The organism is Desulfobacterales bacterium (genome assembly GCA_030066985.1).
GTDB lineage: Bacteria > Desulfobacterota > Desulfobacteria > Desulfobacterales > JAHEIW01 > JAHEIW01.
The window spans coordinates 36,497-62,352 of the sequence record JASJAN010000024.1 but is presented as its reverse complement, the minus strand read 5'-3'; the positions used below and the strand labels follow the sequence as shown (position 1 = coordinate 62,352).

21 protein-coding genes are annotated in these 25,856 nt (G+C 49.2%); 9 read left to right on the top strand and 12 right to left on the bottom strand.

The window, feature by feature from the left end; translation table 11 throughout:
• The first annotated feature begins 29 nt into the window (after positions 1 to 29).
• From QNJ26_13635 to QNJ26_13615, 5 genes are all read left to right on the top strand, one after another.
• Positions 30 to 764 (top strand): ABC transporter ATP-binding protein, encoded by a 735-nt coding sequence (locus tag QNJ26_13635; protein MDJ0986578.1) that lies wholly within the window; start codon positions 30 to 32, stop codon positions 762 to 764.
• 15 nt (positions 765 to 779) lie between these two features.
• The gene (locus QNJ26_13630) at positions 780 to 1,487 is read left to right on the top strand and encodes an ABC transporter ATP-binding protein (protein MDJ0986577.1); all 708 of its coding nucleotides are present in this window, start codon (positions 780 to 782) and stop codon (positions 1,485 to 1,487) included.
• An 18-nt stretch (positions 1,488 to 1,505) separates the two neighbouring features.
• The gene (locus tag QNJ26_13625; GenBank protein MDJ0986576.1) at positions 1,506 to 2,597 is read left to right on the top strand and encodes a branched-chain amino acid ABC transporter permease; all 1,092 of its coding nucleotides are present in this window, start codon (positions 1,506 to 1,508) and stop codon (positions 2,595 to 2,597) included.
• A gap of 15 nt (positions 2,598 to 2,612) precedes the next feature.
• The gene (locus tag QNJ26_13620) at positions 2,613 to 3,632 is read left to right on the top strand and encodes a branched-chain amino acid ABC transporter permease (GenBank protein ID MDJ0986575.1); all 1,020 of its coding nucleotides are present in this window, start codon (positions 2,613 to 2,615) and stop codon (positions 3,630 to 3,632) included.
• A gap of 248 nt (positions 3,633 to 3,880) precedes the next feature.
• Positions 3,881 to 5,779, top strand: a complete 1,899-nt coding sequence (locus QNJ26_13615; GenBank protein ID MDJ0986574.1) for an aldehyde ferredoxin oxidoreductase family protein — start codon at positions 3,881 to 3,883, stop codon at positions 5,777 to 5,779.
• 9 nt (positions 5,780 to 5,788) lie between these two features.
• Here QNJ26_13615 and QNJ26_13610 read toward each other — a convergent pair whose 3' ends face one another.
• The 11 genes from QNJ26_13610 to QNJ26_13560 form a co-directional block, all read right to left on the bottom strand.
• Entirely contained in the window at positions 5,789 to 6,439 is a 651-nt protein-coding gene (locus QNJ26_13610) for a GntR family transcriptional regulator (GenBank protein MDJ0986573.1), read from the bottom strand.
• A gap of 253 nt (positions 6,440 to 6,692) precedes the next feature.
• Positions 6,693 to 7,745, bottom strand: a complete 1,053-nt coding sequence (locus QNJ26_13605; GenBank protein ID MDJ0986572.1) for a 4Fe-4S dicluster domain-containing protein — start codon at positions 7,743 to 7,745, stop codon at positions 6,693 to 6,695.
• A 214-nt stretch (positions 7,746 to 7,959) separates the two neighbouring features.
• Positions 7,960 to 8,784 (bottom strand): enoyl-CoA hydratase/isomerase family protein, encoded by an 825-nt coding sequence (locus QNJ26_13600; protein MDJ0986571.1) that lies wholly within the window; start codon positions 8,782 to 8,784, stop codon positions 7,960 to 7,962.
• An 11-nt stretch (positions 8,785 to 8,795) separates the two neighbouring features.
• Entirely contained in the window at positions 8,796 to 10,454 is a 1,659-nt protein-coding gene (locus QNJ26_13595; GenBank protein MDJ0986570.1) for an AMP-binding protein, read from the bottom strand.
• A gap of 279 nt (positions 10,455 to 10,733) precedes the next feature.
• Positions 10,734 to 11,270: a 4Fe-4S dicluster domain-containing protein gene (locus tag QNJ26_13590; GenBank protein MDJ0986569.1), complete on the bottom strand. Its 537-nt coding sequence runs from the start codon at positions 11,268 to 11,270 to the stop codon at positions 10,734 to 10,736.
• Positions 11,271 to 11,413: 143 nt separating this feature from the next.
• A complete protein-coding gene (locus tag QNJ26_13585) occupies positions 11,414 to 12,142 on the bottom strand; it encodes a hypothetical protein (GenBank protein ID MDJ0986568.1) in 729 nt (242 codons plus the stop codon).
• Between the two features lie 6 nt (positions 12,143 to 12,148).
• Complete coding sequence (locus tag QNJ26_13580) at positions 12,149 to 14,122, bottom strand: aldehyde ferredoxin oxidoreductase N-terminal domain-containing protein (protein ID MDJ0986567.1); 1,974 nt, start codon at positions 14,120 to 14,122, stop codon at positions 12,149 to 12,151.
• 69 nt (positions 14,123 to 14,191) lie between these two features.
• Entirely contained in the window at positions 14,192 to 15,658 is a 1,467-nt protein-coding gene (locus QNJ26_13575) for an aldehyde dehydrogenase family protein (protein ID MDJ0986566.1), read from the bottom strand.
• A 70-nt stretch (positions 15,659 to 15,728) separates the two neighbouring features.
• A complete protein-coding gene (locus tag QNJ26_13570) occupies positions 15,729 to 16,463 on the bottom strand; it encodes an aspartate/glutamate racemase family protein (GenBank protein ID MDJ0986565.1) in 735 nt (244 codons plus the stop codon).
• A 191-nt stretch (positions 16,464 to 16,654) separates the two neighbouring features.
• On the bottom strand, positions 16,655 to 17,305 hold the full coding sequence (locus QNJ26_13565; protein ID MDJ0986564.1) for a DUF1847 domain-containing protein: 651 nt from the start codon (positions 17,303 to 17,305) through the stop codon (positions 16,655 to 16,657).
• 107 nt (positions 17,306 to 17,412) lie between these two features.
• Positions 17,413 to 18,825 carry a flavocytochrome c gene (locus QNJ26_13560; GenBank protein MDJ0986563.1) on the bottom strand — a complete coding sequence of 471 codons (1,413 nt, stop codon included), beginning with the start codon at positions 18,823 to 18,825 and terminating at the stop codon, positions 17,413 to 17,415.
• 630 nt (positions 18,826 to 19,455) lie between these two features.
• Here QNJ26_13560 and QNJ26_13555 point away from each other — a divergent pair.
• Together QNJ26_13555 and QNJ26_13550 are read left to right on the top strand one after the other, a co-directional pair.
• Positions 19,456 to 19,800 carry an FHA domain-containing protein gene (locus QNJ26_13555; GenBank protein MDJ0986562.1) on the top strand — a complete coding sequence of 115 codons (345 nt, stop codon included), beginning with the start codon at positions 19,456 to 19,458 and terminating at the stop codon, positions 19,798 to 19,800.
• 65 nt (positions 19,801 to 19,865) lie between these two features.
• The gene (locus QNJ26_13550) at positions 19,866 to 20,234 is read left to right on the top strand and encodes a hypothetical protein (GenBank protein MDJ0986561.1); all 369 of its coding nucleotides are present in this window, start codon (positions 19,866 to 19,868) and stop codon (positions 20,232 to 20,234) included.
• A gap of 574 nt (positions 20,235 to 20,808) precedes the next feature.
• Here QNJ26_13550 and QNJ26_13545 read toward each other — a convergent pair.
• Complete coding sequence (locus QNJ26_13545) at positions 20,809 to 21,324, bottom strand: prepilin-type N-terminal cleavage/methylation domain-containing protein (GenBank protein ID MDJ0986560.1); 516 nt, start codon at positions 21,322 to 21,324, stop codon at positions 20,809 to 20,811.
• A gap of 876 nt (positions 21,325 to 22,200) precedes the next feature.
• On the opposite strand from QNJ26_13545, the gene QNJ26_13540 reads away from it, so the two are divergent.
• Positions 22,201 to 24,630 carry a pyruvate formate lyase family protein gene (locus QNJ26_13540; protein ID MDJ0986559.1) on the top strand — a complete coding sequence of 810 codons (2,430 nt, stop codon included), beginning with the start codon at positions 22,201 to 22,203 and terminating at the stop codon, positions 24,628 to 24,630.
• 274 nt (positions 24,631 to 24,904) lie between these two features.
• Positions 24,905 to 25,855 (top strand): glycyl-radical enzyme activating protein, encoded by a 951-nt coding sequence (locus QNJ26_13535; GenBank protein MDJ0986558.1) that lies wholly within the window; start codon positions 24,905 to 24,907, stop codon positions 25,853 to 25,855.
• The last annotated feature ends 1 nt before the right edge of the window (position 25,856 follow it).

Here is a 25,856-nt window from a genome sequence, read left to right as displayed (position 1 = left end):
TAATATGCTGCACATTGTAGTGGGGACATATGGCTAACAATAATGTTGTCATTCAAACCAAGGAATTGACCAAGCGCTTTGGCGGTCTAGTGGCAGTTAACCGGGTCACCATGACTGTTAAAGAGGGTGAAATCATGGGACTGATCGGTCCTAACGGCGCCGGTAAAACCACCTTGCTCAATGCCCTCGCCGGGCTGAATAACGCCACTTCAGGGTCGGTTCATTTTATGGAGGAGGAAACCACAACTTGCTCACCTGAAGAGATGTGCCACCGGGGCCTGTCCCGAACTTTCCAGATCCCCGTACCATTTCCCAAATTATCCGTCCTTGATAACGTTATGGTGGCCGCAGTTTTTGGCAATAATCCCAAAGTCAAAGATCCGGTCGCCCATGCCCGTGAGCAACTCAACTTTGTCGAGTTTGCTCTGCCCGAAGATACGATATCGGAGAAATTGAATACGGTCCAGTTGAAGCGCTTGGACCTGGCCCGGGCGCTGGCGAGCCAACCCAAAGTGATGCTGCTGGATGAGCTGGCCAGCGGCCTGACCGAGCGCGAGCTCGAGCCCTTGATGAATATTATCGCGAAGATACGCGATCAAGGCATTACGATTCTGATGGTGGAGCACATCATGGACGTGATCATGGGATTATGCGAACGATTGGCGGTGATCAATTTCGGCAACAAGATTGCCGAAGGACCGACCAAAGAGGTATCACAAGATCCAAAGGTGATTGAAGCCTATCTCGGGGTTGAGGAAGACTAAGCAGGGGAGGGAAAAGTGCTATTAGAAGTCAAGCATCTTGATTCAGGTTATGGTTTTTTGCAGGTGCTATGGGACGTCTCCTTTCATGTCGAGGAAGGCGAATTTGTGGCCCTGATCGGACCGAACGGAGCCGGAAAATCGACGACGCTCAAGACCATATCGGGTTTGCTCGAGCCTCAGGGGGGCAACGTCATTTTTAAGGGTGATGATATCGGCGGGCTGGAAGGACACCTGGTCTGCCGCAAGGGTGTTGCCTATATTTCCGAGGAACTGAATCTCTTTGTGAACATGACCGTCAAGGAAAATCTCGAGATGGGGGCGTTTACGGTCAAGGATCCCGCCAAGCAGGAAGAACACCTGGAATTTGTATATGAGCTTTTTCCGCGGCTTTATGAAAGACAAAACCAGTATGCCGGAACCTTGAGCGGCGGCGAACGCAAGATGATGGCCATCGGCCGGGGGATGATGTCCGGTCCGAGCCTGCTGCTGGTGGATGAACCGTCCCTGGGTCTGGCGCCCATGCTGACCAACGAGGTTTTCAAAGCCCTGCGGGCCCTTAACGAACGGGGCGCCACGATTCTTTTAGTGGAACAAAACGTCGGCAAAACCCTCAAGAATACCTCACGGGCCTACATTCTTGAGAAGGGTAAAATTGTATTAGACGGCAAGAGTGAGGACCTGGCTGACGACGATCATGTCAGAAAGATCTACTTGGGACATTAAATGAGGAGGAGCAGTTTCATGGCAAATACTGCAACCGAATCAACAATTGATGAATCGGCCATCGATAAAGTTGAGCAAGAAATCAGCGATTCCACGGCACAGAAAGTGACTCGGTGGTTATTCTCGGCAGCGGGTATGACCATTAGTATAACCGTTTTAGTTGCCCTTGTGGCTTCCATCCACAAGGGACCCTATATCCTGGTGAATACGGTGATCACCGGCGGGATGTGGGCGTTGATGGCCATCGGCCTGGCATTGCTCTTCAGCGTCATGAACATTGCCGGCTTTGCCCACGGCGAATATTTCATGGCCGGTTCGTTGACCGCCTATTTTGTGATGCTGCCGATCAGCAAATACACGCTGGATAACCCGGAATCCTTCATGGTGTATGTGGGCCCCCTGATCGCTATCTTGGCCGGAGCATTGATGTGTGCATTTTTAGGCGTTCTCACTGAGCGGCTGGTGTTCAAACAGCTGCGCATGCGCAACCGTGAGGGGTGGTTGCTCAACTGCTTTTTGATTACCATCGGTCTTTCGATCATTTTTCAAAACGTCCATCAGCTTGGCTTTGGGGCTAACTATAAAGGGATTCTGGCCTTCTGGGATTTACCGTCAGTGCCGATTTTAGGTGTCTATATCTCGATGGACCGGATCTGCGCCTTTTTCATCGCCATCCTGACCATGATCGGGTTCTACATGTTTATGATGTTCTCAACTTCCGGCAAAACCATTCGGGCGGTATCCCAGGATGAGGACGGCGCCCGCATAGTGGGCATTTCGGTTGATGCCGTTCATATCATGACCTTTGCCTTGAGTTGCGGCCTGGCCGGCCTGGCCGGCGCCAGCCTGCTGTTTATGTTTCCGTCCTATCCGACCGTGGGCGTCATGCCGTTGTATAACTCCTGGTTTATTATCATTCTGGTGGGATTTGGCAATGTGGCCGGCTCCATTCCGGGGGGTTTTATGATTGCGCTTTTTCAGGTGGTGACGCGCAGCTATTTCGGTGAAGGCTGGGAGGCGGTGGTGCCGGTGTTGCTGATTTCGCTTATCCTCATTTTTCGACCGTCCGGCATCTTTGCGACCAAAGTCAGAACGATCTGGGATCAATAAGAAGAGGAAGTGATTATGGCCAATGAATACGATGTGCAAAAGAAGGGGATTGCTAAATTCTTAGACTATCTGTGCCTGACCCCCCTGGGGGCTATCGGGTTTATCATCCTGATGGTCGTTCCGCTCTTTCCGCCCTTTAACCAGGATTATTTGGTCCGATGGTTCATCCTGGCGGCCATTATGGGCGCCGGGGCGATGGCCTTTGATTTCAGTGCCGGTTACATTGCAGTGGTCAATTTTGGGTTTGCCGCTTTCGTTGGCTTAGGTGCCTATACCTCGGCCCTTACAGCCACCCATTGGGGCATTCCGCTTCCGGTGGCCATGCTCTGCGGGGCCTTTGCATCGGCGCTGCTGGGTTTTTTTACCGGTGCCATCAGCCTGCGCATGCGGGGAATGTTTGCCATCTGCCTGACCTGGTTCATCGGGATTGCCCTGATGGGTCTGGCCATCAAGATGGTCTGGCTGACACGCGGCATGTTGGGGCTGCCGGTGCCTTATTTTTTTGAACCCGGGGTCTCCAACCTTTATTATTGGTATCCGGTGCTGGGTGTGTCGCTGTTGACATGGTTTATTCTGAAGCGAATGGCGCGCTCCCACATTGGCCTGGCCTTCAAGGCGATCGGTCAGAACATGGACGCTGCCAAGACCTCGGGCATCAATCCCACAAAGTACCGTATCCTCAATTTTACTGTCTCCTGTGCGCTGGCCGGATTCATCGGGGCCTTTTACGCCCACTTCATCGGTATTCTGACGCCCGAGTTCTTGCACACCGCCAAAACGGTTGAGTTTCTGGTGATCGCCTATATCGGTGGCCGGGGAACCCTGTGGGGCGGATTTGCCGTTTCCTTTCCGTTTATCTGGTTTACGGAAATGCTGCGATCCAATTTTGACTATCTGCCGGGGATCAACTTGCTCATTTATGGTCTCATCCTGATTTTAATCATGATCTTCTATGCCGGCGGGATGGCCCAGTTTTTTCGCTATCTGGTGGACAAATACAAGGATAATCCGACGGTGAGGTGGCTAACCACCTGATCGTTTGGTGGCATGTGCCGCATCAATTTTTCAAAAGTTATTTTATATTGTTACAAACAATGCCATGTCTATGGTTTCAGGTGTCAGGTTTGACAATGCTGAAACGTCTACTGGTCGATTGCTGAACACTGACACCTGACACCTGAAACCTAAATAAAGATAGACTTTCCAAATTTTTCCTGCCTGCTATCGATTACCTCTCCGGACTTTACTTATTGAATGTCGCCTTTCGAATAGGAGAAATAACCATGGCAGCAAAACCGCAAGAGCAAATTTATGCAGAGAAGCCGGGTGAGGGATTTTCACACCGCTTGCTTATCGTTGACCTGGACAACGGCGCTATCGAGACCGTTTATGTCAAAGCCGATGTGGCCCGCAAATATCTGGGCGGTGCCGGATTGGCAGCCAAGATCATCTGGCATGAAACCTCCGCTGAAACCCCGGCGTTATCCGGCGAAAATCCGCTGATCTTCATGACCGGCCCTTTGACCGGCGCAGTTCCCTATGGCGGCCGGCATATTGTGGCGGGGCTGTCGCCGTTGACCGGTATATACGGTGAAGCGCATTCCGGCGGGCACTGGGCCTTTCGACTGCGATCCGCTGGCTATCACGGCGTTGTTATACGGGGGCAGGCCCGTGCGCCCCAATATCTGTTTATCTCAGCAGATCGCGTTGAGCTCAGAGACGCTGAACCGTTTTGGGGCATGGACTGCTATGAATTCGAGGATGCGCTCAAGGAACTGGAAGGCAGTAAACTCAGTACGGCCGCCATTGGTCAAGCCGGTGAAAACCTGGTTAAATTTGCATGTGTGATGAATGACGGCAAACGGGGCCGGGCGGCGGCCCGCTGCGGGTTTGGTGCCCTGATGGGGTATAAAAAGCTCAAAGGGGTCGCGGTTTGCAGTTCAGGTGCGGTAAAGGTTGCCGATAAAAAAGCCTTGAAGGCCAGCGTTGAACACTATTTTCCCAAGGGAAAAATTACCCATGAGATCCGCCGAACAAAAGGCAGAGAGCTTTGGGACAGCCTCTGGCAGATGGGACGGGCCCCCATTAAAAACTGGGCCGCCGGGGAGTTCAAAGAAGTCGATGACACCATTGTCGACGTACTGTCGGAAAGCGCTAAATATGATTTTTGTTTCGGGTGCCGCACCAGTTGCGTGGAGTCCCGGCTGAACCCGCAAGGCAAACGGCATACGGTCTGGGAAGCGTTATGTCCCATCGGCACCCAATGTCTGATTGCAGACTATGACGCTGTTCATCTGGCCTATGATTACTGCAATCAGTACGGCCTTGACTCTATTTCGCTGGGGGCAACCCTGGCCTTTGCCATCGAATGCGCTGAGGCCGGGCTCATCAAAGCCGAAATGCTGGAAGGTCTTGATCTGAGCTGGGGTAATGCCGAAGCCATGCTGGCGCTGGTCAAAAAGATCGCTTTCCGCGACGGGCAGTTGGCCGACATCCTGGCGGAAGGAACCCGCCAGGCGGCCAAAACCATCGGTGCCGGCGCAGAGCGCTTTGCAATGCAGGGCAAGGGGCTTGAAATTGCCGCGCATGACCCCCGGGCCTACAACGGCGCTGCCCTTGAGAATGCGACCTCCACCTTCGGTGCCAGCCACATGTCCGGGTTTACGTCGATCTATTACGATTACTCCGTCAAAGAAGACCTGGATGGAGCCGATATTTCCCACTGGGTGGCCACCGAACGCCTTAGCCCCTATCAAGTGGAGGGGCAGGGTAAATTGACGGCCAAAGCACAGGATTTTATTTGTCTGCTGAATTCACTAACCCTGTGTTTGTTCACCAACAGCACCGACTGTTTTGGGCGCCCGCCGCTGCAGCCGCCTTCATATCTGGATTTCCTAAACATTGCCACCGGTTGGGATGTGGAGCTGGCTGAATTTTATCAGACGGGGGAGCGCATTTTTAACTTGCAGCGCATGATCGGCGTGCGCTTAGGCATCAGCGCCAAAGATGATACCTTGCCTGACCGCTTCCTGAAGACGACGCGGGGTGCGGGGCCGGCAGGCAAGAACATACCCCAGTTGGATACCATGTTGGCTGAATACTATGACATTCGCGGATGGGGTTCCAATGGTATTCCCAGCCCCGACAAACTAAAGAGCCTGGGATTAAATGAATGCCTTTAAGAAGAGGCTTTAAAGCTGGTCAATGGATTTGAGATACTTCTTCAGCGATATCATTGCCATGTCCAGATGATTGTACACTGCTTCGCGGGCGGTTAAAGGATCGCCGTTTTCGATGGCCTTCATGATGGCTTTATGCTCGCTAATAGATTGATTGCGCTGGCTGTTCATCTTGAAGCGCTTCAAGCCGATCAACTCAATGGACTGCCGCAAGTCGGAATAGATCATGACCAGGCGCTTGTTATCTAAAGCCTTGACCAGGTTTTCATGAAATTTTCGATCCTCCCGAATAAAGATCGAATAATCATCGGATTGGCGGGCGTCTTCTTGCGCGGACAGATGTTGCCTGGCCTTTTTTAAATCCGCCTCGGCCCGGGTCTTGGCGATGTGCTCAACGGCGTAGCCTTCTATGGCTTTGCGGATGGCAAATAGCTCCTCAATATCTTTTTCCTTAAATTCATAGACATAAAAACCCCGCTGCGGGAGCCTGATGATCAACCCTTCTTTTTCAAGTTGCTGCAGAGCCGTTCTCAACGGCGTTCTGGAAATGCCCAACTGCTTGGACATTGCCGATTCACTATAGAGCTTACCCGGAATGAGTTCACCGGATCCGATGAGCTCCTGGCATTTTTGATAGGCAAATTCTTGCAGGGGTATTTTCATAAGAATTGTGCATCTGCGCGCAGCAAAGTGTTTGTCATCATGAAAACCGAAACAGAACCGATTCGATGCTGAACATAAACAAGGTCTTAACAAAAGTCAACCAAGCCACCCGCTGTGCGCGTGGTCGTTGACTCATCCCGCTGTGGCCATAGACGAAGGCTAATCAAAAAACCGCTTTGTAGTCACTATTGCAAAATGAGCGCTTCAAAAACACCGTACACCGGTAGAAAGGAGGGGTTGAAATGACGTTAAATCATTTAACCGGCTGGCTGTCTTGCGGTTGACGATCAACCGGCAGCTGCCAGCTCTGGGGGAATAGATGGCTTTGTTGAGCTGCGATTTTTTTGCAGCGGCTGCAGCAATTTAGCATTTCGCCTTCAATCTCATAGGCGGCCGCCACATCCTGCAGTTTCTGCATCTGCGGCTGGGGTGCGATTAGGACACCGCAGCTTTCGCAGGTTGACAGCTCAACAGACCGGATCGGGCGTTTGGCAAAAATTCGATATAGGTGAGCGAAATTGATTTCATGCCGCAATTCGGCGGCATTCTCCGGGCAGACCTCCACACAGGTCCCGCAAGCAATGCATTGGTAGTGAGAATAGCTGAACACCCGCTGTTGATGGCTGTCTGCTGCTTCCAGTGTTCCGGTGGGGCAATTGAGTTCACAGGCCGCGCATCCGGTGCATCGATCGGCCGTTAAGCGGGTTCGCAAGAACAGGATAACGATCATCAGCAACATGGCCTCAGCGCTCAAGACATGAAAATACCACATGTAGGTTTCGAAAAACGGGATATGGTCTAAATTGCCGTGGGTGTAAAAATAGCCGGTTAAAAAGGGCAGGGCCGTCAAGATGATAAACAGAACATCTTTAGTGGAGGCGTTTTTGCGCTTGATGCCCAGAATGATTCGGCGCACCAGAAAATAGCTGCAGGCCGCCAATACGAACAATGTCAGTCCATCGGCCCAGTTGTCGGGCAGCGGCGCCCAATACCATTCGAAGCGGGACTCCTCCCAGAGGCTGACATGGCCGGCCAGCCAGATGGGTATAACGAAAAGACAGAGGTGAAAACCGTAGCGCAGCAGGGTATACAATGGCTTTTTCACAAAGGCATTGTGGAACGGGAGCAACAGGCGAGCAATTAGAAAAGGGCGCGCATCAAAGATAGGGCGCCGCTCTAAAGATCGGTGTGGGCGCAAGATGCTGAGCACAAAAAAAACCGTTCTCAAAATTAGACCCATACCGAACAGAATAAACACAATCCACAGCAGGGGGCCTTCCGCAAAAGCTAAAAATTCACCAATCACGCCGCATTTTCCTCATTTTCTCTCTTCAAATAAAGCAGTTTCAAAATTACTTTGTCGCCAGTATTGCGGACTTTTGTCAAAAAGCGCTTAGTGAGGTGGAGCGTTAAATCTTGAACTGTTTGAGGGCATAAGCCCGAGTTTTCAAGATTTCGCGGAACAAGCTTAGCGCTTTACAAAAGCCGCAATTTAGAGGCAAGGTAATTTTGAAACTGCTTTACTCCTTTTTCCAATCTTTTTGCCCTGATTGGGTATAATCCCGGACCAATTTGATGGCTTCTTTAAGGCCCTTTTCCTTTGCCGTTTTGTAAAACAATTGGCAATTGGGATTGGTTTTACTCAGCAATCCGTTGTAAATCGAAATCTCCTCGCCATACTCAATGGCATTTTTAAATCCCTGCGCATCTAAAGCACCGTTCAGACCGACTTTGGCCACTGCTACCGTCTCTGACGGCAGACTCGCAATCCGATGGCAGGTTTTTACCACTTCTGATTGCAGTTGCTCATCTGGAAACGCCTTGTTCACCAACCCGACGGCCGCCGCCTCCGTGCCGCTGATGACGCTGCCCAGCAGGATCATCTCTTTGGCTTTTCTGGCCAACGACAGACAGGGAATGCTGTTGTAATCGGGTGTAAAAAAAAAGTCGATTTCCGGCTCCCCCAGGGCCGCATCCTCGGCCGCGTAGACCAGATCAGACCCCATCGCCAGTTCAAAACCGCCCCCCAGGCAGTAGCCTTCGACCATGGATATGGTTGGCTTCTTGCAATACCAGAGTCGTTTGGCTGTGGCGCTGGAAAGATCTTTGACAAAATCGCGATACGGATCCGGTAATCCCTGGGTCAGATCATAGCCCGCTGAAAAATTACCCTCATTGCCTTTAATCACAATAGTTCTGACCTGTTCATCTTTTTCATAGTCGTCGAGCAGTTGCAGTATCGCTTCATACATGGTGTTATGAAGGGCATTTTTGCGTCGGGTGTTGTTGAGCGCGATCCACCCGATACAATCTTCAACGTGACTTTGGATTAATTGTGTCTTCATTACCACCCTCCTTATGCCTTTGCCTTGGCCCGACGTTTCTCATCCAGTTTCAACAGCTCATTTTTCATGATCTTGCCGGTGTCGGTCATCGGCATCTCCGCCAGAAATTCGATTTCGCGCGGATAGGCGTGGGCCTCCAACCGGCCTTTGACGTGCTGTTTGATGTCTTCCTCGAGCGCTTTGTCTATCGTCACATCCGGCTCGGGCACAATAAAGGCTTTTACGATTTCACCCCGGATTTCATCCGGCACCCCGATAACGGAGGCAAGTTTGACGGCCGCATGCTTGACCAGCGCATCCTCGACTTCGCCGGGTCCGATGCGGTAGCCGCCGCTTTCAATGACGTAATCCTTGCGGCCGGTAAACCAAAAATAACCGCTTTCATCTTTGGTGCCGTAATCTCCGGTGCGGAACCAATCACCGATAAATCGATTCTCGGTGGCTTCCGGATCGCCCCAGTATCCGAGAAAGATGCTCGGATCCGGTCGCTTGATCGCAAATTCACCGTACGTGTCGGGTGGCTGGACATTGCCCTGCTCATCGATGACTTCGACAATATGGCCGGGAATAGCGCGGCCCATGGAACCCGGGTGGACGTCCATTATTCTTGAACAATTGGCAACCATAAAATCGCATTCGGTCATGCCGTAATTTTCGTTGAATTTAACCCCAAGTGCCTTTTGGCCCCATTCATACAGATCTTTGCCCATGTTCTCACCGCCCACAGTGATGGATCTGAGTTCATCCAGATCAAAACGCTCTTTGGGGTTTTTGACCGCATGCATCATTATGCGAAAGGCTGTGGCAATGGCAAATATGGCCGTGACGCCATATTTAGAAATGACGGTAAAAGCCTTTTCGGCGTCAAATCTGCCAGTTTTGGCGTATTCTACGATGGCATGCCCGTAATGCATGGTTGGATACAGGGCGGTAAACGACCCTGCGATATAAGCCCAGTCACAATGGGTCCACAGCAAATCACCTTTCTGGGGAAACAAGTCCAGAGAAAAACCGGTATTGGTGGCTTCGGCAATCATCAGCCGATGGCCGTGAAGTGCGCCTTTGGGCGGGCCTGTGGTTCCTGAAGTATAAATAATTAAAGCCGGATCATCCGGTTTGGTGGCTACCGGTGTAAAATAGCGGCTGCCCTTTTCTAAGGTTTCCTCAAAGTCTAAGATATCCTTATCTTTATCCTTTTGCGCATCCACGGCGACAATCAGTTTCAGATCTGGAAGACGATCTTTAATCTCTAATATCTTCGGCAGATTTTTGCGGTCAACAATCACGCCTCTGGCGCCGCTGTTTTTAAGACGGTATTCGATGGCGAGGGGGCCGAATAGTTGAATCATGGGCACCAGGATGGCGCCCAGTTTGTAAACGGCAATATGGGAAATCAACGTCTCCGGGGCGGGCGCCATCAGTATGCCGATGCGATCCTCGCGCTCGACACCCCATACCCGCAGTGCATTGGCGAGTCGATTGGAGGCGTTTTTTAATTCCCAGTAGGTGATTTTGTGCTCGACGTCATTTTCATCGAGATAGATAAGTGCTACGCGGTTTTTATCATCAGCCCATTTGTCACAGATATCGACACCAATGTTGAAAAATTCCGGAAACTCCCATTTGAAATTCCGGCATATGTCTTCGTAGGTATCTCCCTGCCAGACCATAGCTGCCTCCTTATTTCCAGATAAGGTTCAGAGGTTCCCGGCTTCGCTTTAGCAAGCTTCGCCGCGGCGAGCAGGGTTCTGGGTTCACCATAAGTGTTCAGGTTTCGGGTGTCAGGTGTCAGGTCTTCGGTGGCCAATGTCGAGCCTTTGCTACTCAGTCGGCATAACGGCCATATATTTTGGTTGCTTTCAGCTTTTAGTCCTAAGTTCCCTGACACCTTAGAAAGCTCAACTCAAATGGGCTACCCAACTTTAATAACATTATTGTGAAATATAAGCCTAGCACAGCTCCTTGCCCGGAAGGTCCTGCTGCTGCTGCGGTACGGGTAATTCTTGAATCAATTCTCTGGCGTATAAAATACGCTGGGCCGCAGCGCGTTTGAGACTGATATTGACCTGCTCGGTATTGACATATTCAAGCGCACCGGACGGGCATACCTTGACACAGGTCGGGTCGCCATCGCACTGGTTGCAGACAATGGATTTGCCTAGATTGCGGTCGACGAAACAGGCCCCGAAAGGGCAGGCATAGCTGCAGGAGCTGCAGCCGATACATTTTTTTTCACTGATGATGCGGGCGCCTGTTTGCGGGTCGCGGCTGATGGCATTTACCGGGCAGACCAGCTCGCACATCGCTGTTTCACACTGCATGCAGGTGGACGGGATGAACTGATATTGTCCGTTTTCTTCGGATTTGATGGCCCGAATCCGCGATCGTTCCGGATTGCATTCTTTCATATTTCTCAGAGAGCAGCTGACCTCGCACATCTGGCATCCGCTGCACTTTTCGGGGTAGATAACGATTACGTTTCCCATTTATCTGTCTCCATTCTAAAACCTATCTCAAAAATGCATCTAATCAGCCGGAGGCGGACCCTTGAGCTTGATCTACTATTTTTGAGACAGGTTTGAATTAAAATTTATCTGAACTGACTTTGAATCCTCTTGTGATCCTATTTTTATTCAACAGTTTTACCATACGGACAAGCCAGATTACATCGGGTGCAGGCCATAAACCCATTGTCTGAGATGCGCCGGATAAATTTTTCCCACTTTTGATCAAGAACCTCATCGCGCTTATGCGTTACGACACAGCGATCGTATTTGACCTTTTCGCCCGGTGGAACACCCTGTGACGGACCGGGTATGATCGCCTTGTACGGGCAGGCCAGCACGCAGCGGGACCTTTTCTGGCAAAGCGGCTGCTCGGCGCAAAGATCACGCTTGAAAGGTTCATCCGGCTCAATCTCAATATCCGTGAGAACCCCGATCCAGCGCGCCCGTCCACCGTATTCCGGTGTGATGACCTGGGTGTTGTGGCCGATGAAGCCAAGACCTGCCAGCATGGCGGCCGGTTTTATGTGAATGGACTGTGTCGGCAGCGCATTAAAATTTTTCTTCTCTCTTAGCCGCTGAATGAAGCGCCAGGCACGCGACTCCATTATTTCATAGTAAAGGCAGATATATTCGGAGGAATTGTCCTTGACAGCTTCAACATTTAAAGATTCATCCCAGACGACATATCCCAGCACAATCAAAGACCTGGCCTGCGGCATCACTGCCGATGGCTTTTTGAGCCCCCGGCCGGGAGGAAAATCGACCTTTTCCACTTTCTTAAGGTCTGAAACGCCGCAGAATTGAAATCCAGCTTCTTTGGCTGTTTGCTTAATTTCAGTTTTTAGTTCCATCTACATTTATTCAGACTTCAGTTTCCCTTGCTTGATCAAATCAGATGCCACATCTTCCAAGTTGAGTGCCCGCAGGGTCGCAAGGGTTGGAATACCGGTTTTAACATCCCAGCCCATGGCCTGATAATAATCCTTTTTCATTTGTTCCAGATCTTCTGGCGTGACCTGGTCTTCCGGATAGGTGCCTGCCATCGAATAATTGAGCAATTTTTTAGGCAGAGTGTCCGCATCTTTGGTCATCCCCTCGCGCACGGCATAGGCCCTTTCCTGGCAGGAAATGCGCGCTGCTGCTTCCAGGAGCTCTTCGATGTTGGTCTCCCGGCCTTCTCCGGCCGAAAGGGCATTGGCCTGGAATTCGATGCTGATGCCGATATTCAGAAATATGGTGTTCCACTTGCACTGCCCCAGGGTATCGCTGATGGTTGAGATTTTTTGGCCCAATGCGGCCAGCGCCCCCCGGGCTTCATAATCAAACTGGCCAATCACCGGTTCTTCCCCGGCCTGTTTCTTTTTTTCCAGGGCCGCGTCGATGATGGCCATGGCGGATTTGGCCTCCCAGCTGTCCGGGTTGGACATGCCGGTCATGCCGGCGTCTTTACCGCTGCCGAGATTGTCGAAGGACCCGACCCGGGCGCGATATTCATCGCCGCCTCTGGGATTGACCACCGCACCGATTGTGCGGGCTCGGAAATTCATCACGTTGGTGCCCCCCAGCGGCAGGCCCTTTATCTGCAAGGCTTCTTCCACGTCACCGCCGATTTTTTGGGCGGCTTCGGCCGGATTGCTGGCCAGCACCTCACCAAAGCCTTCTTGCTTGATGATCTTGTCGACCATCTGGCTGATGGCATCCTGATCTCCCCAGTTAAGCTGAATGCCATCCGTATCTTTTGCGGTAATCTTGCCCTGTTCGTAGAGCTCCATGGCCCAGGCAATCATGCGCGAAACCGAGGTGGAATCGATTCCCTGGCGCTGACATTTGGACACAAACCCATACCAGGACTTCATATCCGGATCTTTCATGACCCAGGTGGTTGATGCATACAGGTTGCAGCTGGCCACCAGCGGGCCCCATTCAGGAAGCTCATAGTAATCCATGCAGCGCACCTGGCAGTTGAAGCATCCGGTGATGCCTTCTCCCTGGCGGTTTTTATGATTTTCCCAGAAAGGTTTATGTCCGTCTTTGAGTTCCTTTTGTTTTTCCCATTCGGTAGCCTCATAGTTTCCCAGCGTCAGCCCCCACGACGGAGGATCGTTGTCGGCCAGATCGATGGTTTTGGCCATTCCCAGCTGGGGTTTTTGGACCTGTAAGGCCTCCAGGCACAGTTCAAAAAATCGCTCGGGCTCTGCGATGGCCACGCCCTTGGTTCCCCGCACGGCAATGGCCTTCAGATTTTTAGAGCCCATGACACACCCCATGCCGGTCCGCCCGGCGGCATTGCCAAGGCGATTATGAATGGAGGCATAAGGGATCATCCGTTCGCCGGCCGGCCCGATACAAACGACTTCAACCTCGGGATCACCCAGTTCCTGTCGGATGGCGTCCTGGGTTTGATAGGTGTCCATGCCCCAAAGATGTGTGGCGTCTTTTATTGTGACCTCATCATTATGAATGGCAATGTAAACCGGACGCTGCGCTTTGCCGTTTAGAACGATGCTGTCATAGCCCGCATATTTTAATTCAGGCCCCCAGTAGCCGCCCATGTTGCCCATGCCCTGAATACCGTTGACAGGCGATTTTGCAGCGACCTCCACCCGGCCGGAGCCGGGCACCATGGTGCCGGTGAATGGGCCAAGGCTCAACATCAGCACATTCGCCGGATCCAGCGGATCGACCTCCGGGCCGGTTTCGTTATACAGAATTCGGGAATTTAATCCTCGTGCGCCGATCCACAAGCGTTCGTACTCAGCGGTTGGTTCTCTGGCGATTGAGCCCGAGCTCAGGTCGATTCGTAAAATGGTTCCACCACGCATGTAACCCATTGACATCTCCTTTGTACAAAACCATTGCGGTTGCCTAATATTGACGCCTTTTTTGATAAAGACCTGGGGTTATTGTTTTACTTTACCCAGATCAAATAAAATCATTTTGATCTGGCTCAATTCATCGAAGGTCCAATCCGACAGCATGCGGCCGATGCCGCTTTTCTTAACCCCCCCGAAAGGCGCCATTTCATCCCAGCAATTGGTGGCTTCGTTGATATACACGCTTCCAGCCTGGATGTTTTCGGCCAGATGATAGGCATTTGCCAGACCGCTGGTAAACGCGCCGATCTGAAATCCGAACCGGGTTGAATTGGCCAGCTCCACGGCCTGATCGATGTTGTCAAACGTCATGATCGGCGCGATCGGTCCCGGTGTGGGTTCCTGGGTGACGAGCATGTCGCCGGTGGCCTCGTCAATAATGGTGGGCTCCAGATACAGCCCTTTGGGATTGTTGCCACCGGTTAAGAACTTGCCGCCTTTTTGACGGGCATCCTCCAGGTGGGCCAGGGCGACTTCAAGCACCTTGCTGTTGTGTACGGGCCCGACATCCGCTTTTTCATCCAGCGGGTCCGCCAAATTGAGCGCCTGGGTCCTTTCGACAAAGCGGTTGACAAAATCCTGATGGACATCTTTGTGGAGCAATATTCTGCGGGTGGATATCGGCGACTGTCCGTTATGCGCATAGCATCCCCCCACGGCGGCTTCCACAGCGGCTTCGATGTTGGCATCATCCATGACGATCAACGGGTTATTGGACACGATGGCAAACAACAGCTTTTTCATAGCCGCAGTCTTTGCCACTTTTTCGCCGGTGGGCTCCTGGCCGAACAGGCCGATGGCCTGGGTGCCGGAATTTGAGCACAGTTCGACGCCGACTTCTTCGCCGGCGCCGGTCAACACGTTGATGCTGCCCGGGGGAAAGCCGGCTTCTTCAAGAACCTCTGCAATAATAATACTGCTGAATGGCGATCCGGACGACGGTTTTACAATCACACTATTGCCCACCGCCAGGGCATAGGGAATGGTACAATTGGGCATTTCAGACGGATAGCTGAAGGTTGAAATATTGACTACCACCCCCACCGGTTCGAAAATATGGATTAGACGTTTATTGTTGGAATCTTCAGTCACATTGGGCAGGGTCTTGCCGCGGTGCGATTTAATATTGGCGGCCGCCACATGAAAGTTGCTCCAGCTATACCCATCAATGGTGCTTCCCTCCCAGACGGCCTGCTGAATGGGCTTGCCGGATTCCAGACAGGTGAGACGGGATGATTCTTCATCTCTCTTCTTGGCCAACTCGGTGGCTTTGTGCAGCAGTTCGATTCGTTTGACCAGTGATAGTTTTGCCAGGGCTTTTTGCCCTTCAATGGCCGCATCGATGGCTTTCTGGGCGTCGTTGCGGGTGCAGGCCGGTACTGTACCGATCACGCTGCCATCGCCTGGATAGTGGACTTCGAAACGCTCGCCGCTTTCCGATTCGACCCATTCACCCCCGATGAATGCTTTTTTTTGGTAGACTTTGTCAGACATGGAGTCCTCCTTTACACGGTTTGCTTTTTTGAAGACCTTATAGGTTTGATGTTTTTTTACAGGTATTAGCTTAGCAGTATCCTTCGAACCTCCTGCGGACGAGGCCCGAATATACATAATTGATCATGGTCGTAAAATCAAAAACGGGCAGACCCACCGCTTCCTGAGTGGCAGCCGCGTAGGGCGGAAGATCGGTACATTCAAGTAATATGGCTTTGATGTTGTCTTCCTTTTCGATCAGGTTTTGGGTCACCTGAACGACTTCCGCTTCAACGGCATCAAAGTCGAGTTCGCCGGCTTCGGCATGAATTGCATCATAAAAATGCTTTTGTTCTTCCATACCGGCGATGGCCAGCGGGATATCAGCACCGTTGGTGGCGATCTGCAAATGTTTGGGCGTTAAGGTTTTAGCGCTGGCGGTAATGATGCCAATCTTCTCACCGGGCTTGAGCATGCGAGAGATAAACGGCAGCTGCAATAGACTGGACATAAACACCGGAACCGGAAATTCCCTGGCCATCACGTCATGATAGAGAATCATAAATCCGCAGTTACCGGTAATCGCCTTGACACCTTCGTTGACCAGATCCCAACCGGCATCGATGAACGGCTGCAGCAGTTCCGGGTCACCTTGATAGACCAATTTTTCCATATTGGCGCCTTTGACGTTGGCATATCTGACCGGAAAAGAAAAGGTTGTGGCATTTCCAGGGCAGCCGGGTGGAAACGGCATGAAGCTTTCCATCAGAATGATGCCGATCGCCTCTCCGTAACTGGTTTGTCCCTTATTGGCTTTGTAAATCATAAAAATCCTCCTCCGAATTTATGATGATACGAATCGATCTGCCAAAAAAGAATGAAGAGCAAAATTTGAGCCAACAATCGGTATAAAAATAAAAAGATGAGATTTCATATAGTTATATAAAATATTGGATAGAGCTGGACGGGCAGCGATGCAGATATGAATCAAGCAAACGCATCGCAGCGACTCATCTGTCAAACGATTTCATCATCACTGCGACGGATTTTAAACAGCGACCTGCGTGCATGCCAGCCGTAGATCGCTGCAGCCGGGTTGTTCCCCAGCAGTCGATCCTTAACAATCAATGTGGATACCGGCGCCTTGGAATAGCGGGTGAATAAAATGTCGTGTCCCATGCATAGCCCGATAATAAAGTTTATTTGGGTTTTTACTTTGTTCAGAATTTCGGCCTGGGCAATGGGATGGCAGGTTGAGTTGTCCGGATATGCTTCTAAATGCGGCAATCCCCGATCGGTGGCAGAGCTCCGGCCGATCTGGCAACCGGCACTAAAAACCTCAATGCCGTCTTTCTCAAACAGCCGCCGGATTAAAGCCAGCTCCGCGCCAAAAGCAACACAGGCAGCGAATCCCACTTTTGAAAACTTCATTTCCTTGACGAAATCCAGCGCCTCCTCGATTCGCGGCCGGTAACCGTCATTTTTTTTGCCGACAACGCATGCGGCGCTGTAAATATCGACCACCTCCGGCGCCGCATAGGCTTTATCGGCCCTTTCGATTTCTTTAAGATAATGGTTGGCCTGACAATAGGATGGAATCCCTTTGTCATCGCCGCGCCAGCATCCCATTTTTTTGCATAAACATGCTGTTTTTGCTTTTTCTTTCATGATGACCTCAAATCCTCCAATACCAATAATCTCTCAGGTGGTTTAATCGACTCGCTATTCTAAATTTGATGTACACCAACTCGTTTTGGCCTCTGTAAAGGGCGTCTTTAAGTCCGTTGTTTGGTAGCAGCGGCCGATTGGCCCGCAATTCGCCCAAATACGAGGCATTCGGTCAGGGAGCAGCTACCCAAACGACTGGCGCCGTGAATGCCACCGCTGACTTCGCCGGCGGCAAACAGCCGCGGAATCGGCTGGCCCTTAAGATTAATTACCTGGGCCTTGGAATTAATGCCGATGCCGCCCGGTGTGTAATGCAGTTTCGGCCACAGCCGCATGGCATAAAAGGGCGGTTTTTCCAATGGCGGGGTATCCGGGCCCAGGGGCTTGCCGAACACGTCCGGTTGGCCGGCTGCAATCGCATTGTTGTAATCATTGAACGTTTTGCTCAATGGCGCAGATGGCATCCCAAAGGCGTCCGAAAGGTCCGCTAAATTCTCAAAGCCCTTGACCTTGCCGCGTTTGAGACAATCCCTGAGGCTTGCCGGATCCTTTTCAGCGCCGTTGCTGTCAACGATGCCAATACAGGCATGACCGGCGCGCAACATGGCTTCAGTCCGGTGGCGGCGATCGCCCCATTCATTGACAAAACGGCTGCCGGTGGCCGGATCGATCAGAATACCCGCCGGGAAAACGCTGTAAGAAGCAAAACGGGCCCCTTTGCCGTATCCCTTTTCATCCGGGCACCCCCATGGCCCCATTTGGATCCAGGACAGATGTACCGGAAGGGCCCCGATACGCAAAGCGGCCACCATTCCTTCTGAGGACGCTCCCCGGTGGTTGGTTGATTGAATCGTTTCGTCCAACCCCGGTTGCTGGAGCCGGCAAAATGACAAATCGTTGCCAAACCCACCCGTGGCCAAAATGATGGCGCGATTGGCACCCATATTTTTTGCAGTTCCGCTGTTTTCATCGGGAAACTGGTAATTGGCCTGGATGTTAATACCGCATACGGTTGTTCCGTCACGATCGACAATGAAGTTTTTCAGCAGGCAGCGGGTGCGGATGTCGACACCCAGTTCCTTTAGTTTGGCTGTTTGGGCTTTGATAATGTCCGCTCCCACATGACCCTTCGTGGTCAGGCAGCGGGCCGCAGAATGTCCCCCGAAGCGGTCGAGTCGGTCCAGGTATTGGACACCCAGCTTCTGGCGGGTCCACTCGATGGTTTCTGCCGCTCGTTCAGCCACGATTCTGACGAGGTGCGGATGATTCAGGCCCAAACCCGCGCGCAGCATGTCATCATAAAACAATTCCGCTGAATCCGCTATTCCGTGTTCCTTTTGCAGGTAGTTGCCAGGTGCCGCTAAACCCCCGTCAGAGATGCGTGTGTTGCCGCCGATCACTTTCATTTTTTCAATGACGATAACCGCAGCGCCGGTCTGAGCGGCTTCAATGGCGGCAGCCAGCCCGGCTAAACCGCTGCCAATAACGATGATATCTGTTTTTTCGTCCCAATCTGTCATTTGAATTCCTTTTTGTTTGTTCAAGAAAAGGAAGAGCAAAATTTGAACCAACAATTAAAGAAATAATAAAGTTATTTTATTTCAATCGCTTAATTGGAAGACCGTCAAAGCGGGAAGGGAAAAGTGATTCAGATATGAATCAAATGAATGTGGCAGTCAAGTAAAATCGCCTTAGGATTAAGTCACATTAATGACATCGTCCCCATTTGAATTCGGCGAATTGCGAAGCAAGTTAGAATTCCATTGACGATATGATTTTCGCACTTTTCCAGAAATCTCTTAAAGTTTAAAAGTGTTATAGAAAGCTGCAGTTTGATATTTGAAAATATTCAAGGTTTTTAAAAGATATATGCAATAATTAGCAGTTGTCACTTCATAGCCGCTACAATTCAGCAAAAATGTGGATTGCAAAGTCCAATGTTTAAATAATTGCACCGAATGTACAATTTAAAAAATCGGGTACCCGGCAAACACAAAGATGGTATGGTTATTCAAACTCGCAAATCACGACAAAACATGATAAATTACCTATAAAGGAAGATTTACGATTGGCGTGACAAAATACAATTTGCACTGATGGGTTGATCCAGCAAAAGATGCACTAATTTTTTATGGGTATAGAAGTTCGCAATGATAAAATTAGAATTAAGTTTTAAAGATAGAGTCCTAAAAAAAATCGAAACAGAAAAGCCTGAAATAATTATTGGTCGAAGCCCTAATACTGATATTCAAATCGATAACCTTACGGTTTCTAAACAGCATGCAAGGCTTATAGAGCAAAAAGATCAATATGCTCTCGAGGATCTAAACAGTACAAACGGCACATTCCTCAATGATGAAAAGATTTCGAGAGCTAATTTAAACCATAATGATATTATAACCGTGGGAAAGCATACTTTAGTAATTCATTATAATAAAGAGAGCAGTAGGAAGACGCATGATTTTGGAGATAAAACTGTTAAAATGAAAACTTAATTTGGACGTATACTTATTCATTAGTGGGTGTTGTCTCGTCAAACTCTGAAAGTAACTGACATGCTATGAAAAAGATAGGCTTTAATAAATATGAATGTTTAAATAGATTGCGATTATACAGTGATATGATGGAACAGATACTATTATTGGTTGAGGGAAATCTACCGCTTCGCAGTACTGACGAAAAAAAAGCCCAGTCAATTTTAAAGGATTTGAAAAAGCGCCTTCATTCAGATTTAAAACAAAGTTCCATAAGAGCAGGTCAAAAACAAATCGGTAATGTTGAACAAGAATTTTATTTACCAGCAATATTTGAAGCTTCAAAGCGTATTTCAGTGGATCCAAATTCAACTCCAGATCAAGGATGGATCGACGAGATAGATATCGCTCAAAAGCACATAAAATATTGTTTGAATCAGTTGTTGTCTTTGTAAAACAGATCATTTTGATGCGTGACAACGCTTTTGCTATATCATCTGAAAGTTCTACGAATTTTTTCTTTCAATGAGGTAAAGAAACATTAAATGCAATCACAATAGAGATAGCTTATACGATCAATCAAAAAAAGGATGGAAAAATTAGCAAAAGCGAAATTCGGTCAAATTGATGTTTATTTCGGCGCAGAGCTAAAATGGCTTTGATAGTGTTATAGAACCTTCTCAATGGCAGTTTTTTCCATTTTAATTTTCAACCACAAATATTCAATTTTTCAAACCTTTTCGAAATATAGATTTCGTGCCTGAATCGAGTCATTGTAATTCCGCTAATTTTTTTTCATATTTCATTTGGCAATTCTTAAGTTTCCAGATTGGATCTTGAATTTAACTAATAAAAAACCGGCATCAAAAAATATTAAAACCTGAAGCCGGTCTTGAAGTATCGCCTTTTTTGAGTGGTTTCTTTCGCTAATATAAACAATATTGGCCTTTATAATATTTATCAAATAACGTCAGTCTAAAATTCAGCCAAGGTGTGGATTGAGTAACCAAATATACGAATAACGGAAAATTATTCCCATTTACCTGCAGCTGAGGTTGTAGAATGGATTCGATTAAGAACAATCGATTCCGATTCACAGTGAAGCGTTCCACCATCGATTGTCGGTCCTGGATTCCATTTAAATTTTGCACCCAGATCCTTGTCTAAAGCGGCAAAGACATCCGCATCTGTTGTATACCCATCATTTGATATTTTCATGTTAGACCAAGCCATACTTTCCCTAACATTAAGTTCCTTCACAGATATAGCCAAAGCTTGTGAACTCGCAGTATCTGTTATAAAATCAACTTTTTTTATAGCCACCGAGCTCATTACACCCATTATGATCATAACAGAAGTTAACTCGATTAGAGTGAATCCCTTTTGATTTCTCAAAGACAGTCTTTCTTTCATTAGAATTTTTCGTGTCTCAATTTTTTCGGCCTTAAATCTCTTCTTCACCAAATCCTTTAAGATATTCAAAACAAAAACTAGTGCGTATATTGTCAGAAGAAGAAACGCGCCTTTTGCAACTAAAACATCCATGAGATTATATGATTTCCACATTAATTGGAATTACAGAGCTGATAAAATAAACAGACGGTCCTATTTGACATCCCACTGGTCAATCTTTCTCCTAATAATTTTATAAATAATGCCTGCAATCCCTAAATTGCTATTGTTACGAATAGTTCAAAGGCGAAAAATCCAAATTATTTCGCATCCTTTAAAATCCCTGCTTAAGAAGTTAGCAATCTTTATGCCAGCAGCCACGCAATTTTATTTGGTATCTGTCCTATCATAAACTATTGTAATTAATATAAATTATGTCATTCTTTATTTTGGAATAAATGGATGCCAGGTAGCTAAGTATTAATTTTTTTAATAGAGATATTAAAAAAATAAGAGGTAGGCGAAATTTGAACAGAAGTTAGTTGCGTTCATCACTTAAGTATTCGAAATTTAATAAAATCTTGAAGAAAATTATCTCAAAGTGCATCACCAAGTAATTATTTCTCTTGTTGCACGGTTCAGTACCCCACTTAATTGTATCTTTGTAATAGACCTATATTTTAAATTTCATCATCTAATAAAACAAATTTAGACCTAACTTAAATTGTGGACTACGTGCTAAGTGTGAAATTTGGGATGCATAAAAATTTGTTAGGTGTGCTGATGAAAAGTATAAATGATTGTGATGATGGTCATAGGTGATAACCGTAATTTTAGAGGTAATGCCCAAATTAAGTTAATTTTTTCTATTTTTAGTATAAATCTGTACGTGGCGGATAGAGATATTCGCCATTTTTTTATCGGTATTAAGCCAGCTAATTTGTGCCAAAAATGGCTTGACAAGCCAACCTGTATTCTTGTATACAAGTATAAAAATAGACCCACATTGCCATATAAAGGAGGTCAGTCATGCCAGCACAGGAAGCCATTGATTTAACGAATGATGCACGTGAATCGGCTCGTGGTTTAAAGGGGGAAACGCGAACCCAGCGGTTGAAAAATGCCTATTTGGATTCAAAGCCGACCATCTGTATGGAGCGCGCCCTGGCGTTTACCCGATCCTACAAAAAAACCGAAGGCCAGGCTACGCCTGTGCGTCTGGCCAAAGCCTTTCGGCTGGCCTGTGAAACCATCACGCTAAACATCTTTGAGGACGAATTGATCGTGGGAACCCATGGCTCGGGGCGCCGAATGGGTGCCCTGGTCCCTGAAATTTCCTGGCAGTGGCTGGGCAAGGAGCTGGACAGCATTCAAACCCGACCGCGCGATCCCTATTATATTGATCCGGAACAGGAGCGCCTGTTTGTCGAAGAAATTATTCCCTACTGGAAAGGCAAATCGATTGAAGAGAACGCTTTGGCGCAGTTTCCTGAAGATACCCTCAAAATCGGTGTCAATACTGATATTTTGGACACCGAAATGAAATGGCGCAGCCATGTGGGAGAGATTACGCCTGATTTTCAAGATATCATTTTCCCCAAAGGATTCCGGGCCATCTGTGATGAGGCCAAAGAAAAACTAGCAACCCTGGATTATACCAATGTCGATGATCTGGATAAAATCGATTATTACCAGGCGGCTATTGAGGCCTGTGAGGGGATCATAACGCTGGGCCAACGTTATGCCCTGCATGCAGAGGAATTGGCCCTAAAAGAAAAGGATCCTGTTCGCAAAAAGGAGCTGGAAGCCATCGCCGCCAACTGCCGCCGGGTACCGGAATTTTCGCCGCGCAATTTTTGGGAAGCCGCTCAAATGCTCTGGTTTGTGATGCTGGGTTGTTTTCTGTCTGAAAATTGTCCGGCTTTCAATATCGGGCGCTTTGACATGTATATGAATCCGTTTTATCAGGCAGACCTAAAATCCGGCGCGATCAATCAGAAATTTGCCCAGGAAATCATTAACTGCGTCTGGATCAAAATTGCCGAGCTCATCTGGCTGTTACCCAAAAACGGCAGCCGTTATTACGCCGGTTACAGTGGATTTACCAATCTGAGTGTCGGGGGCCGCAACATCGATGGCAGTGATGCCGTCAATGATATCAGCTTTATGGCCGTCGAAGCCACTGCGCAGGTGGCGCTGCCGCAACCCTCTTTGAGCGTCATCATTCATCCGGATACACCGGAAGAATTTTTACTGGCCTGCTGCGCCTTGTCCCGTAAAGGCATCGGCTTTCCGGCCTTTCACAACGATCGGGTGGGCACCCAGATGATGATGTATGCCGGGCTGCGGCCCGATGATGCCCGCGAGTGGACCTTGCTGGGCTGTGTCGTACCCCATCATCGCAAGGTCTACGAATGGACCGATGCCGGTGGTTACAATATGGCCGCTGCCCTGGAATGGACGCTTAATCAGGGGCGCAGCCGCCTCACCGATGAGCAGATGGGTTTGCCTACCAAAGATCCGCGTGAGTTTACGTCTTTTGAAGAACTGAAAGAAACCTTTTTTAATCAGGTCGATCACATTATGAAGCACTGTGCGGTCTCAACCGTCATTGAGCACCGTCTGCATCGTAAAATGGTCCACCGCCCCTACCTTTCGCTGCTGGTGGAAGGCTGTATGGAAAGCGGCAAAGACCTGGTAGACGGCGGTGCGCGTTATAATGTCGGTCCCGGTTGGATTGTCGTGGGTGCCGCCGACTGTGCCAACGGCCTGGCGGCCATCAAAAAGAATGTTTTTGAAGAAAAAAACATCACTATGGATCAGCTGATTAAGGCCCTGGATGACAACTTTGTCGGCCATGAGGAAATCCAAGAGCTGCTCAAGAACTCTCCCAAGTTCGGCAATGATGATGATTATGTCGATCGTCTGCAGGTGGAGATGACGGACTATAATGACAAAGGGCTGAGCCGTTACAAAGATACTTTAGGCAATCCCTTCCACAGCGCCATTATGGGGCTGACCTATAACATCCCCACCGGCTCGGTGGTGGGTGCGTTGCCCTGCGGAAGGAAAGCAACTCAGCCCCTGGCCGAGGGTTGCTCGCCGCATCCGGGAACGGATACCAGCGGCCCCACCGCCGCTATGCGCTCTGAAGCCAAAGTCAACCATGAGCTACATCCCGGTGGCACCCTGCTCAACCTCAAGCTGCTGCCCTCTGCCATCGAGGGCCAGCGCGGTCTGGCCGGCATGGCCAATCTGATTCGGTCCTATTTTGAACTCGGCGGCTATCACTGTCAGTTCAACGTCATCAGTCCTGAAACCCTGCGGGATGCCCAAAAAAATCCGGATAACTATCGGGACATGGTGATTCGTGTCGCTGGCTATTGTGCGCTTTTTAATGATCTTTCCGAACAGGTACAGAATGAGATTATACGCCGGACAACGCATGAAACCCTTTAACCTGAATCTTGCATGAAAATTAATAAGAAACTTTAATCGTTTCTTATACCATTAGGTTAAACGACACAGCGACGTAAACCATAATATACGTAAAGTATAAGGTATGAATAACATTCTATCTCATTAATTTTCACCCTATGGGCGAGCCGGAGGCTTCCATCGGTCCGCCTCAGGCGGATTATTAAGGGTGAGGCATAGTTCACTATAGCCTCACCCTTAAGTGCCTTGCATATGAAAGCCTCCAACTCGTGCAAAATTCAGGTAATTGCTAATAATGAAGAATATCGTGATTGAAATTCAGCGCTGGTCGGTGTCGGACGGGCCCGGTACCCGGACAGTGGTCTTTCTGAAAGGCTGCCCCCTGCATTGTCCTTGGTGCGCCAATCCCGAATCGCAGAATCGCCTGCCGCAAATCGGGATCTTTCCCTTGCGGTGTGTCGCCTGCCATGCTTGCGAACGGGAGTGCCCGGAAGGCGTTGCGATTCCTGCCAAAGACGGTGCTTATTCTGATGGTATCTGTGTCCAGTGCGGCGAATGTATCAAGGTCTGCCATTCGAGCGCGCGCGATTGGCTGGGTAAGGAAATGTCAGCGACTGAGCTCATGCAGGTCATCAAAAGGGATATGGTTTTTTATCGGAGGTCCTCTGGAGGCGTTACCTTCAGTGGTGGCGAACCGCTAACCCAGCCGGATTTTTTAAAGGCGGTTATCGAAGAATGTCAAAAATTAGGCATTCACACAGCCATAGAAACCTGTGGGTTCTTTCGCTGGGGATCTGTTGAAGATACCGTCCGGCGGGCTGATTTTTTCTTATTCGACATCAAGCACATGGATGCCAAAAAACATAAAGAGATCACCGGCGTATCCAACAAATCCATTCTAGAAAATGCAAAAAAAATTGCGCAGCTCGATATTCCCATGGTGATCAGGATTCCGGTCATACCGTCGATTAATGACAGCCAAGAGAACATCATGGCCACCGCCAAATTTGCTCGTGATAAGCTGCCCGGTGTTTTAGGCATTGAATTGCTGCCGTATCACAGGCTGGGCCTCTCCAAATATGATGCACTGGGACTGGATTACCAGCTGCCTCATATCCAGCCTCCGGATGACGACACCATGGAGATGTTGCGGGACCTGATAACCGCCGAAGGGGTATCCTGCATCACCGCCGACAGCGGCTACGCCCCCCAGCCCCTCCCACCGAAGCTGACAGTGGTCGGTTAGG

Excerpts from the sequence above, each read along its gene's own strand:
- QNJ26_13635 (MDJ0986578.1), top strand. The coding sequence starts at position 30 with ATGGCTAACAATAATGTTGTCATTCAAACCAAGGAATTGACCAAGCGC.
- QNJ26_13625 (MDJ0986576.1), top strand. The coding sequence starts at position 1,506 with ATGGCAAATACTGCAACCGAATCAACAATTGATGAATCGGCCATCGAT.
- QNJ26_13620 (MDJ0986575.1), top strand. The coding sequence starts at position 2,613 with ATGGCCAATGAATACGATGTGCAAAAGAAGGGGATTGCTAAATTCTTA.
- QNJ26_13615 (MDJ0986574.1), top strand. The coding sequence starts at position 3,881 with ATGGCAGCAAAACCGCAAGAGCAAATTTATGCAGAGAAGCCGGGTGAG.
- QNJ26_13610 (MDJ0986573.1), bottom strand. The coding sequence starts at position 6,439 with ATGAAAATACCCCTGCAAGAATTTGCCTATCAAAAATGCCAGGAGCTC.
- QNJ26_13600 (MDJ0986571.1), bottom strand. The coding sequence starts at position 8,784 with ATGAAGACACAATTAATCCAAAGTCACGTTGAAGATTGTATCGGGTGG.
- QNJ26_13595 (MDJ0986570.1), bottom strand. The coding sequence starts at position 10,454 with ATGGTCTGGCAGGGAGATACCTACGAAGACATATGCCGGAATTTCAAA.
- QNJ26_13590 (MDJ0986569.1), bottom strand. The coding sequence starts at position 11,270 with ATGGGAAACGTAATCGTTATCTACCCCGAAAAGTGCAGCGGATGCCAG.
- QNJ26_13585 (MDJ0986568.1), bottom strand. The coding sequence starts at position 12,142 with ATGGAACTAAAAACTGAAATTAAGCAAACAGCCAAAGAAGCTGGATTT.
- QNJ26_13580 (MDJ0986567.1), bottom strand. The coding sequence starts at position 14,122 with ATGGGTTACATGCGTGGTGGAACCATTTTACGAATCGACCTGAGCTCG.
- QNJ26_13575 (MDJ0986566.1), bottom strand. The coding sequence starts at position 15,658 with ATGTCTGACAAAGTCTACCAAAAAAAAGCATTCATCGGGGGTGAATGG.
- QNJ26_13570 (MDJ0986565.1), bottom strand. The coding sequence starts at position 16,463 with ATGATTTACAAAGCCAATAAGGGACAAACCAGTTACGGAGAGGCGATC.
- QNJ26_13565 (MDJ0986564.1), bottom strand. The coding sequence starts at position 17,305 with ATGAAAGAAAAAGCAAAAACAGCATGTTTATGCAAAAAAATGGGATGC.
- QNJ26_13560 (MDJ0986563.1), bottom strand. The coding sequence starts at position 18,825 with ATGACAGATTGGGACGAAAAAACAGATATCATCGTTATTGGCAGCGGT.
- QNJ26_13555 (MDJ0986562.1), top strand. The coding sequence starts at position 19,456 with ATGATAAAATTAGAATTAAGTTTTAAAGATAGAGTCCTAAAAAAAATC.
- QNJ26_13550 (MDJ0986561.1), top strand. The coding sequence starts at position 19,866 with ATGAAAAAGATAGGCTTTAATAAATATGAATGTTTAAATAGATTGCGA.
- QNJ26_13545 (MDJ0986560.1), bottom strand. The coding sequence starts at position 21,324 with ATGGATGTTTTAGTTGCAAAAGGCGCGTTTCTTCTTCTGACAATATAC.
- QNJ26_13540 (MDJ0986559.1), top strand. The coding sequence starts at position 22,201 with ATGCCAGCACAGGAAGCCATTGATTTAACGAATGATGCACGTGAATCG.
- QNJ26_13535 (MDJ0986558.1), top strand. The coding sequence starts at position 24,905 with ATGAAGAATATCGTGATTGAAATTCAGCGCTGGTCGGTGTCGGACGGG.